The sequence below is a fragment of the Pseudomonas sp. O39 genome (genome assembly GCF_045447295.1).
GTDB lineage: Bacteria > Pseudomonadota > Gammaproteobacteria > Pseudomonadales > Pseudomonadaceae > Aquipseudomonas > Aquipseudomonas antarctica_A.
In genome coordinates, this window is the sequence record NZ_JBJGXV010000014.1 from 25,124 (window position 1) to 37,150 (window position 12,027).

At 62.5% G+C, this 12,027-nt stretch carries 13 protein-coding genes and 1 pseudogene; 5 read left to right on the plus strand and 9 right to left on the minus strand.

The features are described from left to right. Nucleotides 1-90 precede the first annotated feature (90 nt). Together ACI77D_RS18225 and ACI77D_RS18230 are read right to left on the minus strand one after the other, a co-directional pair. Entirely contained in the window at nt 91-978 is an 888-nt protein-coding gene (locus tag ACI77D_RS18225) for a LysR family transcriptional regulator (RefSeq protein WP_262667560.1), read from the minus strand. Nucleotides 979-1,176: 198 nt separating this feature from the next. Further along, a complete protein-coding gene (locus ACI77D_RS18230; RefSeq protein ID WP_221294445.1) occupies nt 1,177-1,551 on the minus strand; it encodes an isochorismatase family protein in 375 nt (124 codons plus the stop codon). 78 nt (nt 1,552-1,629) lie between these two features. Here ACI77D_RS18230 and ACI77D_RS18235 point away from each other — a divergent pair. Together ACI77D_RS18235 and ACI77D_RS18240 are read left to right on the plus strand one after the other, a co-directional pair. After that, nucleotides 1,630-2,148: pseudogene (locus tag ACI77D_RS18235) on the plus strand (pirin family protein); the annotation flags it as partial. A gap of 144 nt (nt 2,149-2,292) precedes the next feature. Beyond that, a complete protein-coding gene (locus tag ACI77D_RS18240) occupies nt 2,293-2,679 on the plus strand; it encodes a hypothetical protein (protein WP_407017188.1) in 387 nt (128 codons plus the stop codon). Between the two features lie 62 nt (nt 2,680-2,741). On the opposite strand, the gene ACI77D_RS18245 is transcribed toward ACI77D_RS18240, so the two are convergent. Beyond that, nucleotides 2,742-3,740 carry a quinone oxidoreductase gene (locus ACI77D_RS18245; protein WP_262667559.1) on the minus strand — a complete coding sequence of 333 codons (999 nt, stop codon included), beginning with the start codon at nt 3,738-3,740 and terminating at the stop codon, nt 2,742-2,744. A 101-nt stretch (nt 3,741-3,841) separates the two neighbouring features. On the opposite strand from ACI77D_RS18245, the gene ACI77D_RS18250 reads away from it, so the two are divergent. Further along, complete coding sequence (locus tag ACI77D_RS18250) at nt 3,842-4,705, plus strand: LysR family transcriptional regulator (protein WP_407017189.1); 864 nt, start codon at nt 3,842-3,844, stop codon at nt 4,703-4,705. 1 nt (nt 4,706) lies between these two features. On the opposite strand, the gene ACI77D_RS18255 is transcribed toward ACI77D_RS18250, so the two are convergent. Then, nucleotides 4,707-5,666 carry a GlxA family transcriptional regulator gene (locus ACI77D_RS18255; protein WP_407017190.1) on the minus strand — a complete coding sequence of 320 codons (960 nt, stop codon included), beginning with the start codon at nt 5,664-5,666 and terminating at the stop codon, nt 4,707-4,709. Nucleotides 5,667-5,773: 107 nt separating this feature from the next. Between ACI77D_RS18255 and ACI77D_RS18260 the strand changes: the two genes are divergently transcribed. Then, entirely contained in the window at nt 5,774-6,316 is a 543-nt protein-coding gene (locus ACI77D_RS18260) for an acyl-CoA thioesterase (protein WP_064451866.1), read from the plus strand. A 2-nt stretch (nt 6,317-6,318) separates the two neighbouring features. Here ACI77D_RS18260 and ACI77D_RS18265 read toward each other — a convergent pair whose 3' ends face one another. After that, nucleotides 6,319-6,723 (minus strand): cupin domain-containing protein, encoded by a 405-nt coding sequence (locus ACI77D_RS18265; protein WP_407017191.1) that lies wholly within the window; start codon nt 6,721-6,723, stop codon nt 6,319-6,321. A 171-nt stretch (nt 6,724-6,894) separates the two neighbouring features. Between ACI77D_RS18265 and ACI77D_RS18270 the strand changes: the two genes are divergently transcribed. Next, entirely contained in the window at nt 6,895-7,788 is an 894-nt protein-coding gene (locus ACI77D_RS18270; RefSeq protein ID WP_407017192.1) for a LysR family transcriptional regulator, read from the plus strand. Between the two features lie 17 nt (nt 7,789-7,805). Here ACI77D_RS18270 and ACI77D_RS18275 read toward each other — a convergent pair whose 3' ends face one another. The 4 genes from ACI77D_RS18275 to ACI77D_RS18290 are packed head-to-tail and all read right to left on the minus strand — an operon-like array spanning nt 7,806 to nt 11,985. Then, nucleotides 7,806-8,594, minus strand: coding sequence for an ABC transporter ATP-binding protein (locus ACI77D_RS18275; RefSeq protein WP_407017193.1), 789 nt, complete (start codon nt 8,592-8,594; stop codon nt 7,806-7,808). Beyond that, nucleotides 8,588-9,577 carry an ABC transporter permease gene (locus ACI77D_RS18280; RefSeq protein WP_407017194.1) on the minus strand — a complete coding sequence of 330 codons (990 nt, stop codon included), beginning with the start codon at nt 9,575-9,577 and terminating at the stop codon, nt 8,588-8,590. Before ACI77D_RS18280 ends, ACI77D_RS18275 begins: the two co-directional genes overlap by 7 nt. Then, the gene (locus tag ACI77D_RS18285; protein WP_407017195.1) at nt 9,564-10,631 is read right to left on the minus strand and encodes an ABC transporter substrate-binding protein; all 1,068 of its coding nucleotides are present in this window, start codon (nt 10,629-10,631) and stop codon (nt 9,564-9,566) included. Before ACI77D_RS18285 ends, ACI77D_RS18280 begins: the two co-directional genes overlap by 14 nt. A 22-nt stretch (nt 10,632-10,653) precedes the next feature. Beyond that, nucleotides 10,654-11,985 (minus strand): LLM class flavin-dependent oxidoreductase, encoded by a 1,332-nt coding sequence (locus ACI77D_RS18290; protein WP_407017196.1) that lies wholly within the window; start codon nt 11,983-11,985, stop codon nt 10,654-10,656. Nucleotides 11,986-12,027 lie beyond the last annotated feature (42 nt).

Sequence of the window (12,027 nt, forward strand, 5' to 3'; positions counted from 1 at the left end):
AAGGCGGCGTATCAGAACCAATATAGTCACTGCCCCAGCGCTTTCGGGAGCAAGCCCCCTCCCACAGGGGTTCTGTGTTGTGTCAGTTGTTCAGCAGCCGCCAGCCAGGCGTTCGCGTAGAAACTCCACCAGTGCCTGCACCGGCCTTGAGCTTTGCCGGTGCTGCGGGTAAACCGCAGACAAGGTCAGCGCTTCGGGGGTGAAGTCTTCCAAGACCGTGACCAGGCGCCCGTCCTGCAAGGCATCGGCGACGATAAACGTCGGCAGGTACGTGACGCCCAACCCGGCAATGGCCGTGTCGCGCAGCAGCTCGCCGTTATTGACGCGCATGCGTCCGCTGACATTCACCGACTGCACCTTGCCCTTGGTCAGGAATCGCCATTGCACCTGGCGGCCATGGCCGTAAGGCAGGCAGTCGTGGTCGCCCAAGTCTTCGGGTTTGAACGGCGTGCCGCGCTGGGCCAGGTACTCGGGACTGGCGCAATACACCCGTTCGACACTGCCGATGCGCCGCGCGATCAAGGTGGAGTCTTCCAGCGTGCCAATACGCAGCACCAAGTCATAGCCCTCGCCGATCAGGTCCACGGGGCGGTCGCTCAGGTCGACTTCCACCGACACATGCGGGTGGCGTTGCAGGAACATCGGTAACAGACAGCCAAGATGAGCCATGGCAAACGACAACGGCGCGCTGAGGCGAAGGGTGCCGCGTGGCTCGCTGTTCTGGCCGGCGATGCCCTGCTCCACCTGCTCGACTTCACCGAGCAGGCGCAAGGCGGATTCGTAATAACTCTGGCCCAGCGGCGTCACGTCCAGACGACGCGTGGAACGGTTGAGCAGCCGCACACCGAGGCGGTCTTCCAGCTGGATCAGACGGCGGCTGACAAACTGCTTGGACAGGCCCAGTTGCTCGGCGGCGGCGGTGAAACTGCCGGACTCCATGACCTGGCAAAACAGGCGCATGTCTTCGAAGGGGTTCATTGTCGCTTCTCGGTGGACATTTTGCGGTTTTATAGCCTGTCGGTAGCCACACCACAAACCCAATGTGGGAACACAATCAAATGTGGGAGGGGGCTTGCTCCCGAAAGCAGTGTGTCAGCCACAGACGAGGTGACTGAAATACCGCTTTCGGGAGCAAGCCCCCTCCCACAGGGTTTCACCTGAATGCCTGAGGACGAGTTACTTGGCGGTAAACGCCGAGTAGCTGTTCATCAGGTTGCGGTAGTTGGGAATACGTGGCGACAGCAGGTTGGCCAGGCCCTCCATGTCGTTGCGCCAGTCGATCTGCAACTCGCAGGCCACCGAGAACCAGTTCACCAGGTGCGCACCCGCCGCGCTCATGCGTGCCCACGACGCGCGTTGCACGGCTTCATTGAACGTACCAGAGGCGTCGGTCACCACGAACACTTCGAAGCCTTCAGCCAGCGCGGCCAGGGTCAGCACGTTGTTCTTGAATTCGTTGGGCGAGAAATCCTGCACCAGCGAGATCAGGCCGGTCTGGTGGTCCACCAATAGCACCACGGCGTCGTCTTTGTTCAAGCGTTTGTAAGTCATCGGGTAGCTCCTTTGGGGGTTGAGAGTCAGAAGGCAAAACACGAGGAGCCAAACGCGCCCCAGAAACACTGGAAGTCGCTCGAAGGCGCCCTGGAACACAAGGACACCCTGGGCACCGGCTCGGTGATTCGCCCTGGCGATGTGCAACTGATGAGCGCCGGCAGCGGCGTGGCCCACAGCGAGTTCAACCACAGCCAGAGCCTGGGCGTGCACTTTCTGCAAATCTGGATCGTGCCGAATGTGGCCGGCGCCGAACCGCGCTATCAACAGGAACACTTCAGCGCGACGCAGAAACGTGGACGCTTGCAGTTGATCATCTCGCCGGATGGCGCCGAGGGCTCGCTCACTGTTCGCCAGGATGCGCGGGTGTATGCCGGGCTGTTCAAGGGCGACGAAGCCGCGACCCTGGACCTGCCGCCGGATCGCCATGTGTACGTGCATGTGGCCCGGGGCAGCTTAGAAATCAACGGCCAGCGCTTGCAGGAAGGCGACGGCGCCCGCGTGCGGGACGAACGCCAGATCCGCCTGAGCCAGGGCGACGATGCCGAGGTGCTGGTGTTTGACCTGCGCCCTCAGGAACTGCCGCAGATGCCATGACCGTGTCGACGATGGCCCGCAAAACGGGCCATCGCTGGCGTCGATAGTCACCATCAGCGCAATGAAGTTCTCTTAAAAAATCCAACGCGTAACATCAAACCCATGCCAAACGGCAACTCACTAAAACACTCGGAGCACACCACCATGAAACGCCAACTCTTGCTTAGCCTCGCTTTCTCGGTACTCGCTGCAAACGCTTTTGCTCATCCGGTTGTCGCTGAAGGCGGCGCGGATCGCCTGCAAGGTAACCACGTAGCAGAAGGCGGTTCTGATCGTCTGCTGGAGCGTCGTGTCGCCGAAGGTGGCGCTGATCGCTTGCAGGAACGCGGCCTGGCCGAGGGTGGTGCTGACCGTCTGCAAGAACGCGGCCTGGCCGAGGGTGGTGCTGACCGTCTGCAAGAACGCGGCCTGGCTGAAGGCGGCGCGGATCGTCTGCAAGAACGTGGCCTGGCCGAAGGCGGCGCGGACCGTCTGCAGGAACGTGGCCTGGCTGAAGGCGGTGCGGATCGCCTGCGCGGCAACAACGCATAACCCCGCACTGTTTGCGGGGCACCCCAAACCGGCCTGATCAGCCGGTTTTTTTTCGTCCCCGATTAATGCAGGTTGTGGTCCACCCACAATACTGCCTTGCCGATCTGTTGCCGTGCCTCGATGCGTTCATGCACCTGCTGCACCGTCTCCAGGGTGTAATGCCCCTCGATCGCCACTGTCAGCGACCCCTCCAGCATGGCCGCAAATACCGCATTGGCGCGCCGTTGCACGGTCGCCCCATCGGCCATATGGTCGGCCAGCCGCGGTCGCGTCAAAAACAACGAGCCCGCCTCCCCCAGCTCAATCGGGTCAAGGTCGGTCAGCGAGCCCGAGACGTTGCCGTAGTTGACGATCAAACCGCGCGTGCGACAAGCCCGAAAACTTTCACGCAAGGTATTTTTGCCCAGCGAATCGAAGACCACGTCCACCCCTCGCCCGCCAGTGGCGTGCAAGACCTGGTCGGCAAATCCATCATACGTCCAGGCCTGATGGGCGCCGCGCTGCCGGGCAATCGCGCATTTCTCGGCGGTGCTGCCGGTGGTGAACACCGTCGCCCCCAACCGACGCGCCATTTGCACCAGCAATTGCCCGATGCTGCCGGACGCCGCGTGAATCAGGCAGGTACTGCCTGCTTGCAAACGCGCCACCTCGTCAATCAGGTAGTGCGCCGTGCAGCCCTGAAACATCGCCGCAGCGGCTTGATCAAAGGGGATTGCGCCGGGAATCTGCGCGACTTTGTCGGCCGGCACATTGGCGTACTCGGCATACGCGCCCCAGGCAATGCACCAGGCCACGCGATCGCCCACAGCCAAGTGACTCACGCCGGGGCCGACTTCCACCACGACACCGGCGCCCTCCATGCCCAAGGTGCACGGCAGGCGCACCGGGTAAGTGGCGGAGCTTGCGTATTTGCCTTGGCGCGTATGAATGTCCATGAAATTGATTCCGGCGCAGGCCACTTTGACCAGCACATGCCCGGCTGTGACCTGGGGTTTTGCAACGTCGTGGCGAAGGTGGGCGACTTCGGGACCGCCGTAGGCTTGCAGGGTGATGGCTTTCATGGGGAACAACTCCGTTTGCACTGGGAAGCGGCCATGGTAAAAGGACATGATCGGCTGGAATATTCCCCAATCTCTCCCAGCCTCTGTGCGGAAATAACCCGATGTTCGATTGGCAGGATCTGTATTACTTCACCGTATTGGCCCGCACCCAGTCGCTGTCGGCGGCCGCCCGCGAGTTGCAGGTGGAACACGCCACCGTCGGGCGCCGCGTCGATGCGTTGGAAAAAGCCCTGGGCGTGAAACTGGTGGACCGCCTGCCCCGCAGTCGCCCACTCACGGCCCAAGGCCTGGCACTGGCCGAATTGGCGGCAGGCATGGGCGAGATGGCCACCGAAGTGCTGCGCCTGTCGCGCGTCGCCTCCATCGAACTGGCCGGCACCGTACGGGTGAGTTGCCCGCCGTCCATCGCCAACCATTGCATCGCTCCTCACGTGGCGCGGTTGCGCGCCCAGTACCCGCAGTTGAACCTGGTGCTGATGCCCTCCACGCAACTGGCCGCGCTGGACAAGGGCGAAGCCGATATTGCCTTGCGCACGGTGCGCCCCGACGAAGACGCACTGGTGCGCCGCAAGGTCGGCGTGGTGCGTTTTGGGCTCTATAGCGCGCCTGAATTCAACCAGCTACCTGCCGCGCAGTGGACCTTCATCGCATACGACAGCAGCCGTGACCACCTGCCCCAACAAGCGTGGCTGCACCAACTGCGCGGCCAACGCCCAATCGTTTTTGCCGCCAGCGACCTGATCACCCAGCAGATGGCCGCCCGTGCGCACGTCGGCGCCGTGGTGCTGCCCACCCTGGTGGGCGATCACGACCCGCTGCTGGCGCGATTGCCCACGGCCACCGACGGCCCGGTGCGCGATATCTGGCTCACGGTGTACCCCGATATTCGTCGTTCACCGTCGGTGAAAGTGGTGATGGAGTTTCTAGTGGAGTGCGTTGAAAGCAAGGCGCAGTTGCGTCGCTGAATCAGCCCGAAACGGCCAGGAATTTCTTGCGATACGCTGCCGGCAGCATCCCTACGCGCTGCTGGAACAGGCGGCGAAACGAGTTACTGTCTTCATACCCGACTGCGTAGGTGATGCTGTCGAGGGTCATGCGCGTCGATTCCAGCATCTGCTTGGCGCGCTCCAGACGCAGGGTTTGCACATAGGCGATAGGCGTATAGCCGGTCGCCTCCTTGAAACGCCGCTTGAAATTGCGCACGCCAAAGCCAAAACGCCGGGCCACGTCGTCAATCACCAGCGCCTGGGCAAAGTGCTGTTCCAGCCAGCGCTGCACCCGCAGGATCTCCCCGTCGCCGTGGCTCTTGGGCAACGACCACACCGCATACACCGACTGCTCGGTGCGCACGTTGTCGATCAGCAGGTATTTGCCACAAGTCTGCGCCAGCTCCGGTGAGCCGAAACGGCGGATCAGGTGCAGCATCAAATCCATCGCTGCACTGGCACCACCGCAGGTGATCACGCGATTTTCTTCGCAGAGGATCTGCGCGTCATCCAGGACCACATCCGTGTAACGCCGTCGGAAAAACTCGGCAAACGCCCAGTGGGTGGTGGCGCGCAAACCTTGCAGCAGACCGGTCTCCGCGAGCAAGAAAGCCGCCGTGCACATCGACGCCAACACGGCCCCTTGGGCATGCTGTTCACGCAGCCAGGGGCCGTAGGCAGAAAAAGTCGGCAAAGCATCTTTGAGGGTAAAGAGGAAGCCGGGGATAAGGATCAGGTCGGTCTGGCGCACCTGCGCAGTCGCGCACGCCACCTGCAAACGCTGCCCGCCCCAGGCGTCCACGGCCTGGCCGTCGAGGGAGGCGACCACGATCTCGAACGGCGGGCTGTCGGCAAACAGGTTGGCGGCACTGAGCATTTCCAGGGCCAGGGTCGCACTGGCGGCGGAGCATTGATCGGCCAGGAGCAAGGTAATGTGCATAAAAGAGCCCGCGTGCGTTTTTCGCATGAAATAAGTCATTTGCGCACCTACCTTAGCCGATCTCGCGCCCGTAAAGTGCCGCCACTGATCAACTGCCTGGCGCTTTTATGAATCTCTGGTTTCGCTTGCTGTTCATGTTGTCCCGCCGCCCCTGGCGCAAGCCCGCCCATGGCTTGGCAACCACCGTGGTGCGCATGCGAGTGTGGCCGCTGGACCTGGATATCAACCGGCATGTCACCAATGGCCGGTACTTCTCCCTGGCGGACGTCGCGCGGATGGATTTTGTACTGCGCACCGGCGCGTTTCGCGTGGCCCTGCGCAACAAGGCGTTGCCGATCGTAGGCGATACCTGGGGCAAGTTTCGCCGCGAGTTGAAGCTGTTCGAAGTGTTCGAGGTGCACACCCGCATGCTCGGCTGGGACCACAAATGGAGCCTGATGGAGCACCGTTTTGTCAGCAAGGGTCGGGTGGTGGGCGTGGTGGTGATGCGCGGGCTGTTTAAATCAGCCAAGGGCACCCTGCCCCCGGCAGATTTTCTGCGGGAGCTGGGCTTGGCCGAGGCATCACCGCCTATGCCACAGTGGCTGAGCGACTGGGCGCAGAGTTGTGATGATATGAGTGTGCAGTTGCGCGAAGAGGAGCAGGTTTGAGGTCACGGCGCTGACGCGTACTGCCCTTCACTGACCGGCTCCAACCAGTCCACCACCTTGCCGTCCAGCACCTCGGCAATCGCGATATGGGTCATGGCCGTGCTCGGCGTAGCGCCGTGCCAATGCTTGACGCCGGGGGCAATCCACACCGTGTCGCCGGGGCGGATGGCACGTACCGGCTGGCCCCATTCCTGCACCAGCCCGGCGCCGGCGGTGACGATCAATGTCTGCCCCAAGGGGTGGGTATGCCAGGCGGTGCGTGCGCCCGGTTCGAAGGTGACGGTGGCGCCACTGATGCGTGCGGCATCGGTGCCTTTGAAGGGCGCATCCACGCGCACGGTGCCGGTGAACCAGTCGGCAGGGCCTTGGGCTGAGGGTTGCGAGCCATTGGGGGTGATGGTGAGCATGGGGGTCTCCTGTGCGCTGGATTCTTGAACGAGCAATGACAGCGAGAGCGCTGCGGCGGCGAATGTTTTCAACGGTCGTTCTCCGATTGAAGGGCTGGATTCAATCTAACAGCACCCTATTGAGATAATTAGCCGCTAGAATCTGAAAATACTTATGAGAGCTGCTCATCAATGCTCAAAGAAAATGCCAATGACCTGCTCGCCTTCCTGGCCGTTGCGCGCGAGCGCAGCTTTACCAAGGCGGCAGCGAAACTTGGGGTGTCGCAGTCGGCACTGAGCCATACGATCCGCGCGCTGGAAGCGCGTTTGGGGCTGCGCTTGCTCACACGCACCACACGCAGCGTGTCGCCCACCGAGGCCGGGCAACACCTGATCGACACCGTCGGGCCGCACTTCGATGAAATCCAGATTGGCCTGGAAGGCCTGAGCAATTTGCGCGACACGCCCTCGGGCACGATCCGCATCAACGCCATGGACCATGCGCTGGAGGACATCCTCTGGCCGGTGCTCAAACCTTTCCTGGCCCAATACCCTGACATCGCTATCGAAGTCTGCTGCGACTACGGTTTCGTCGATATTGCCGCCCAGGGTTTCGACGCCGGCGTGCGCCTGGGGGAGGACGTGGCCGAAGGCATGATCGCCACTCGTATCGGCCCGGACATGCGCATGCTCGTCGTCGGTTCACCCCGCTATTTTGCCGACCATCCCCTTCCGACGACGCCACGCGACCTCACGACCCACGCGTGCAACAACCTGCGCCTGCCCACCAACGGTGGCCTGTACGCCTGGGAATTCAAAAAGGCCGGGGAAAGCCTGAACGTGCGGGTGTCAGGCCAAGTGACCTTCAATGGTGTGTACCAACTGCTCAAGGCCGCCGTGGACGGGTTTGGCCTGAGCTACATTCCTCAGGACATCGTGGCGCCTTACTTGGCGGATGGCCGCTTGATCGCCGTGCTGGACGACTGGTGCGCCCCCTTTGCCGGTTTTCACCTGTACTACCCAAGCCGGCGACAGGCTTCGCCGGCGTTTGCGTTGCTGGTGGAAGCGCTGCGTTATCGCGGCTGAAGAAAACGCGCTCATGACTACCAGCTCTCTCCCAAACCCAGCAGGCCCAGTATCTGCCGGCGCAGGCCCACCAGATAAGGGTCATCGCGGTGCCGAGGGTAAGGTCGATCAATGCTCAACTGCGCCTGAACCTGCGCCGGGCGGTCACTGAACACAATCACGCGGTTGGCCAGCAGCAAGGCCTCCTCCACATCGTGAGTCACCAATAACGCGGTATAGCCTTGGCGCTGCCACAGGTCGATGAGTTCCTTTTGCATGGTGATGCGAGTCAATGAATCGAGTTTGCCCAAGGGCTCGTCGAGGATCAGCAATCGCGGCTGATTGACCAACGCCCGCGCCAACGCCACCCGCTGCGCCATGCCGCCAGAAAGCTGTCGAGAGTACGCGCGGGCAAACGCGCTAAGGCCGACTTTTTCCAACGCCTCATCAACCTTGAAAGCATGCGTCTTGAGCAAACCCTGGGCCTCCAGGCCAAGCGCCACGTTGTCCCACACGCGGCGCCACGGGTACAGGGTCGGGTCCTGGAAGACCACCACGCGGCTCGGGTCCGGGCCGAGAATGGGTTCGCCATCGGCCAACAACCTGCCGGCGTCAGCCGGTTCCAAACCGGCCACCAGGCGCAGCAAGGTGGATTTACCACAGCCCGAAGGCCCGAGCAGCGCCACACACTCGCCCGGTGCTACGTCCAGCGAAACCCGCTCCAGCACTGGTAGAGGGTGCCCGTCCAGGGCAAAGCCGTGACTCAGATTTTCTATCCGCAACGCCAACCCCGTCGATGCCGATGCCGCGTGTGCCAGGGCTACCATTTCATTGCTCCTTTCTGCCAGGCCAGCAAGCGGTCGCGCACCAGGAACAACCCGGTGATCAACCCCGAACACGCCAGCGCCATGATCAACAAGGCCGCGTACATATTCGCGTACGCCGCCCACCCCTGTGCCCATTGCAGGTACCAGCCGATGCCGGATTTCACCCCCATCATTTCCGCCACTACCAAGGTCGAGAATGAGGCGCCCAGGCCCATGAACAGGCCGACAAACACATGGGGCAACGCGGCGGGAATCGCCACCTTGAAAACCAGGAAAGCGTGCTTGGCACCCAGGGTACGCGCCACGTCGTAGTAGGCTTTATCCACACTCGCCACGCCGGACCAGGTCAGCACCGTGACCGGAAACCAAGTGGCCAGGGCGATCAGGAATACGCTGGCGCTCCAACTGCTGGGGAACAGGAAAAAACACAGCGGCAACAAAGCCGTCGACGGCACCGGCCCAAGGATGCGCAACACCGGGTGCAGCCAGTAGCCGATCCGTGTGGACCAGCCGATGGCCACGCCCGCGACGAAGCCGGTGGCCGCCCCAAACGCTACGCCCGAGCCCAGCAGCAACGCCGAATGCAACAGACTGTCGGCCAGGCGTGCGTAGTCTTCGATATACACCGCGAGCAACGCCTGCGGCGGCGCGAAAAATGGCACCGGCAGCAATGCCAGTTTGGCGGTGAGCAGTTCCCAGATGCCCAGCAACACCGGCAACGCAATCAGCCAGGGCCCGGCATTGCGCAACCGTCGGCCCAGTTTGGAAAAGTGCCGCCCCAACAGGCTCAACCCAATAAACAGTGCGGCCATACCGACGCACAGGTTGGCCAGCCCCTGAGTCATCGGCCAATGGCGCGTCGCGTTGGGCCAGTAGCTGATCAGCAGCGCCACTGCGCCCCAGGCACCCACCACGCCTGCGCCCTGCCACCAGACTTTGAATGCCAGAGGCGGGTTCACGGCCGTCGTATCAACTGAAGACATCAGCGGTGATCTCCTTGGCGAACTCCACCGGGTCGGTGCTTTTGCTGATCACTTCCACGGTTTTCAGGTCGGTGACGTAAGTGGTGATTTCCTGGGTCAGCGCCGCGCCAACCGCATGGTGGCCGTGGGTATGGTCATGCAGAATCGCCTGCACTTCTTCCGTGGAGGTGTTCAGCGCATAGGCCTGGAAGCCCTTGGCGACTTCTTCCGGGTGCTGCACGGAATAGTCATGGGCTTCCAGAATGGCCTGGGTCAGCGCCGCGACCACGCGCTTGTCTTCGCGCACCAACTTGCCGGTGACGCCCACCACGCAGCAGCTGAGGTTGGCGTATTCCTCCACCAGGTTGGTGGACAATTCACGCGCCACGCCGGACTTGATCAGGCGGTACATGAATGGGTCACTGCCGCTGACCGCCTGCACTTCCCCGCGCTCCAGGGCCGTGCCCAACAGGTCAGCCGGGTACAGGCGCCACTCGACATCGCGCACCGGGTCGACACCGTGTTTTTTCAGCAGGATCGAGAAGAAATTACGATCCGGGCTGGCCATGTCGGTCACGCCGATGGCCTTGCCCTTGAGGTCTTCCAGCTTGGTCACGCCGCCGTTCACCGCACTGAGCAACCGCAGGCAACCGCCGTGGGTGCCGGCGGTGAGTTTCACATCAAAGCCCTGCTCCAGGGCCTTAAGCCAACGCAGTGCCATGCCCACGCCCGCATCGGCCTTGCCGGTGGCGATGGCTTCGAGCAGCACTTCGGTGGAGTTGCCGAAGTTGACGAGTTCAACGTCGAGGTTGTGCTTCTTGAAGAACCCCTGGCCGTGGGCAATCACCACCGGGGCCAGGCATACAGCATTGAGGTTGACCGCCAGCTTGAGTGAGCGCGGCGCCTCAAGACGGATAAAGTCGCCAGTACCGGCGGGCTCCTGAGGCGCGTTGTGCCCCGCATGTTCATCGGCTGCCAAGCCCAGGCGTGGCAGCGACAGCAGCAAGGGACTGGCCAGGGTGATGCCGGCCAGGCCCAGGAGCCGGCGGCGGGTTAAGTGATCAAAAGCAGCCATGCGAAATATCCCTTTAAAAAATTCAGTTGTTGAGATCGGCCAGCCCCAGATGCTCGCGCAGCGTCGAGCCTTCGTACGCCGTGCGGAACACCCCCTTGCGCTGCAAATGCGGAATCACACTCTCGACAAACTCGCTGAACGAGCCCGGCAAGTAACCCGGTGAAATCACAAACCCGTCGCAGCCTCCCTGCTCGAACAGCTCGGCCAATTGGTCGGCGATCTGCGCCCCGGTGCCCACCAGTTGCGGCACGCGCACACTGCTGGCAAAGATGCGGCCGAGTTGTTCCAGGGTGATTTCGGGCCCCTGCATCAGCAACTTTTCGGCGGCCGCGGCAGGGATCAATGGCGACCGGGCCACTTCGGCCAGCGTGGCGTTCAGCGGGAATGGCGACAGGTCCACATTCAGCTGTGAAGCCAGTGTCACCAGGCCCAACTCAGGCCGCGCCAGGGCGTTGTGCTTGTCGCGTTTGGCCCGGGCTTCGGCTTCGCTGCCGCCAATAAACGGCATCACCGCCGTCAGCACTTTGCAACTGTCGGCGTCGCGGCCTTGTTGCACCACGTGGGCGCGCACGTCATCGCGGAAGGCGCGCATGGCCGCCAGGTGCGGGTGAATGGTAAAAATCGCCTCGGCCCAGCGCGCGCCAAACCGCCGACCGCGCCCGGAAGAACCCGCCTGGATCAGCACCGGTCGACCCTGGGGCGTGCGTGGAATATTCAGCGGGCCTTCCACCTTGAACCAGTCGCCTTGATGCTGCACCGACTGGATCAGCGCAGGGTCGGCGAGCACGCCACTTTCGCGGTCCAGCTTGAGCGCGCCCTTGCCCCAGCTGTTCCAGAGTTTCAGCGCGACCTCGACAAATTCATCGGCGCGGTCATAGCGCAGGTCGTGCTCCAGGTGCTTGTCCTTACCGAACAGGCGCCCTTCACTGTCGTTCATTGAGGTCACGATATTCCACGCCGCGCGCCCCTTGGACAGGTGGTCGAGCGTGGCGAATTCGCGGGCGATATGCGCCGGCTCGTAATAGGTCGTGGAGCGGGTCGCGCCCAGGCCCAGTTTGGTGGTCTGGCCTACCAGGTAGGAGAGGATCGGCAATGGGTCGAGGCGCGTGGCGTCCTGGGCGCCGTAGCGCAAGGCGAATTCGCGCGAGCCGCCCATCTGGTCGCCCACGGCCAGGCGATCAGCGAAAAACAGGAAGTCGAACAGGCCTTCTTCTACCACTTTGGCGATGCGTGAATAGTATTGCGGGTCGAGGTAATTGCCGACGGTTTCGAGGTGGCGCCACACGGCGTGGCTGTGCACCACGGGACCGCTCAACAGGAAGGCCGATAAGTGGATTTGGCGGCGTTTTGTCATGGGGAGCCTTAGCAGCGAGATGTAAAATATTCAGGCCTAAAA

Excerpts from the sequence above, each read along its gene's own strand:
- ACI77D_RS18225 (WP_262667560.1), bottom strand. The coding sequence starts at position 978 with ATGAACCCCTTCGAAGACATGCGCCTGTTTTGCCAGGTCATGGAGTCC.
- ACI77D_RS18230 (WP_221294445.1), bottom strand. The coding sequence starts at position 1,551 with ATGACTTACAAACGCTTGAACAAAGACGACGCCGTGGTGCTATTGGTG.
- ACI77D_RS18240 (WP_407017188.1), top strand. The coding sequence starts at position 2,293 with ATGAAACGCCAACTCTTGCTTAGCCTCGCTTTCTCGGTACTCGCTGCA.
- ACI77D_RS18245 (WP_262667559.1), bottom strand. The coding sequence starts at position 3,740 with ATGAAAGCCATCACCCTGCAAGCCTACGGCGGTCCCGAAGTCGCCCAC.
- ACI77D_RS18250 (WP_407017189.1), top strand. The coding sequence starts at position 3,842 with ATGTTCGATTGGCAGGATCTGTATTACTTCACCGTATTGGCCCGCACC.
- ACI77D_RS18255 (WP_407017190.1), bottom strand. The coding sequence starts at position 5,666 with ATGCACATTACCTTGCTCCTGGCCGATCAATGCTCCGCCGCCAGTGCG.
- ACI77D_RS18260 (WP_064451866.1), top strand. The coding sequence starts at position 5,774 with ATGAATCTCTGGTTTCGCTTGCTGTTCATGTTGTCCCGCCGCCCCTGG.
- ACI77D_RS18265 (WP_407017191.1), bottom strand. The coding sequence starts at position 6,723 with ATGCTCACCATCACCCCCAATGGCTCGCAACCCTCAGCCCAAGGCCCT.
- ACI77D_RS18270 (WP_407017192.1), top strand. The coding sequence starts at position 6,895 with ATGCTCAAAGAAAATGCCAATGACCTGCTCGCCTTCCTGGCCGTTGCG.
- ACI77D_RS18275 (WP_407017193.1), bottom strand. The coding sequence starts at position 8,594 with ATGGTAGCCCTGGCACACGCGGCATCGGCATCGACGGGGTTGGCGTTG.
- ACI77D_RS18280 (WP_407017194.1), bottom strand. The coding sequence starts at position 9,577 with ATGTCTTCAGTTGATACGACGGCCGTGAACCCGCCTCTGGCATTCAAA.
- ACI77D_RS18285 (WP_407017195.1), bottom strand. The coding sequence starts at position 10,631 with ATGGCTGCTTTTGATCACTTAACCCGCCGCCGGCTCCTGGGCCTGGCC.
- ACI77D_RS18290 (WP_407017196.1), bottom strand. The coding sequence starts at position 11,985 with ATGACAAAACGCCGCCAAATCCACTTATCGGCCTTCCTGTTGAGCGGT.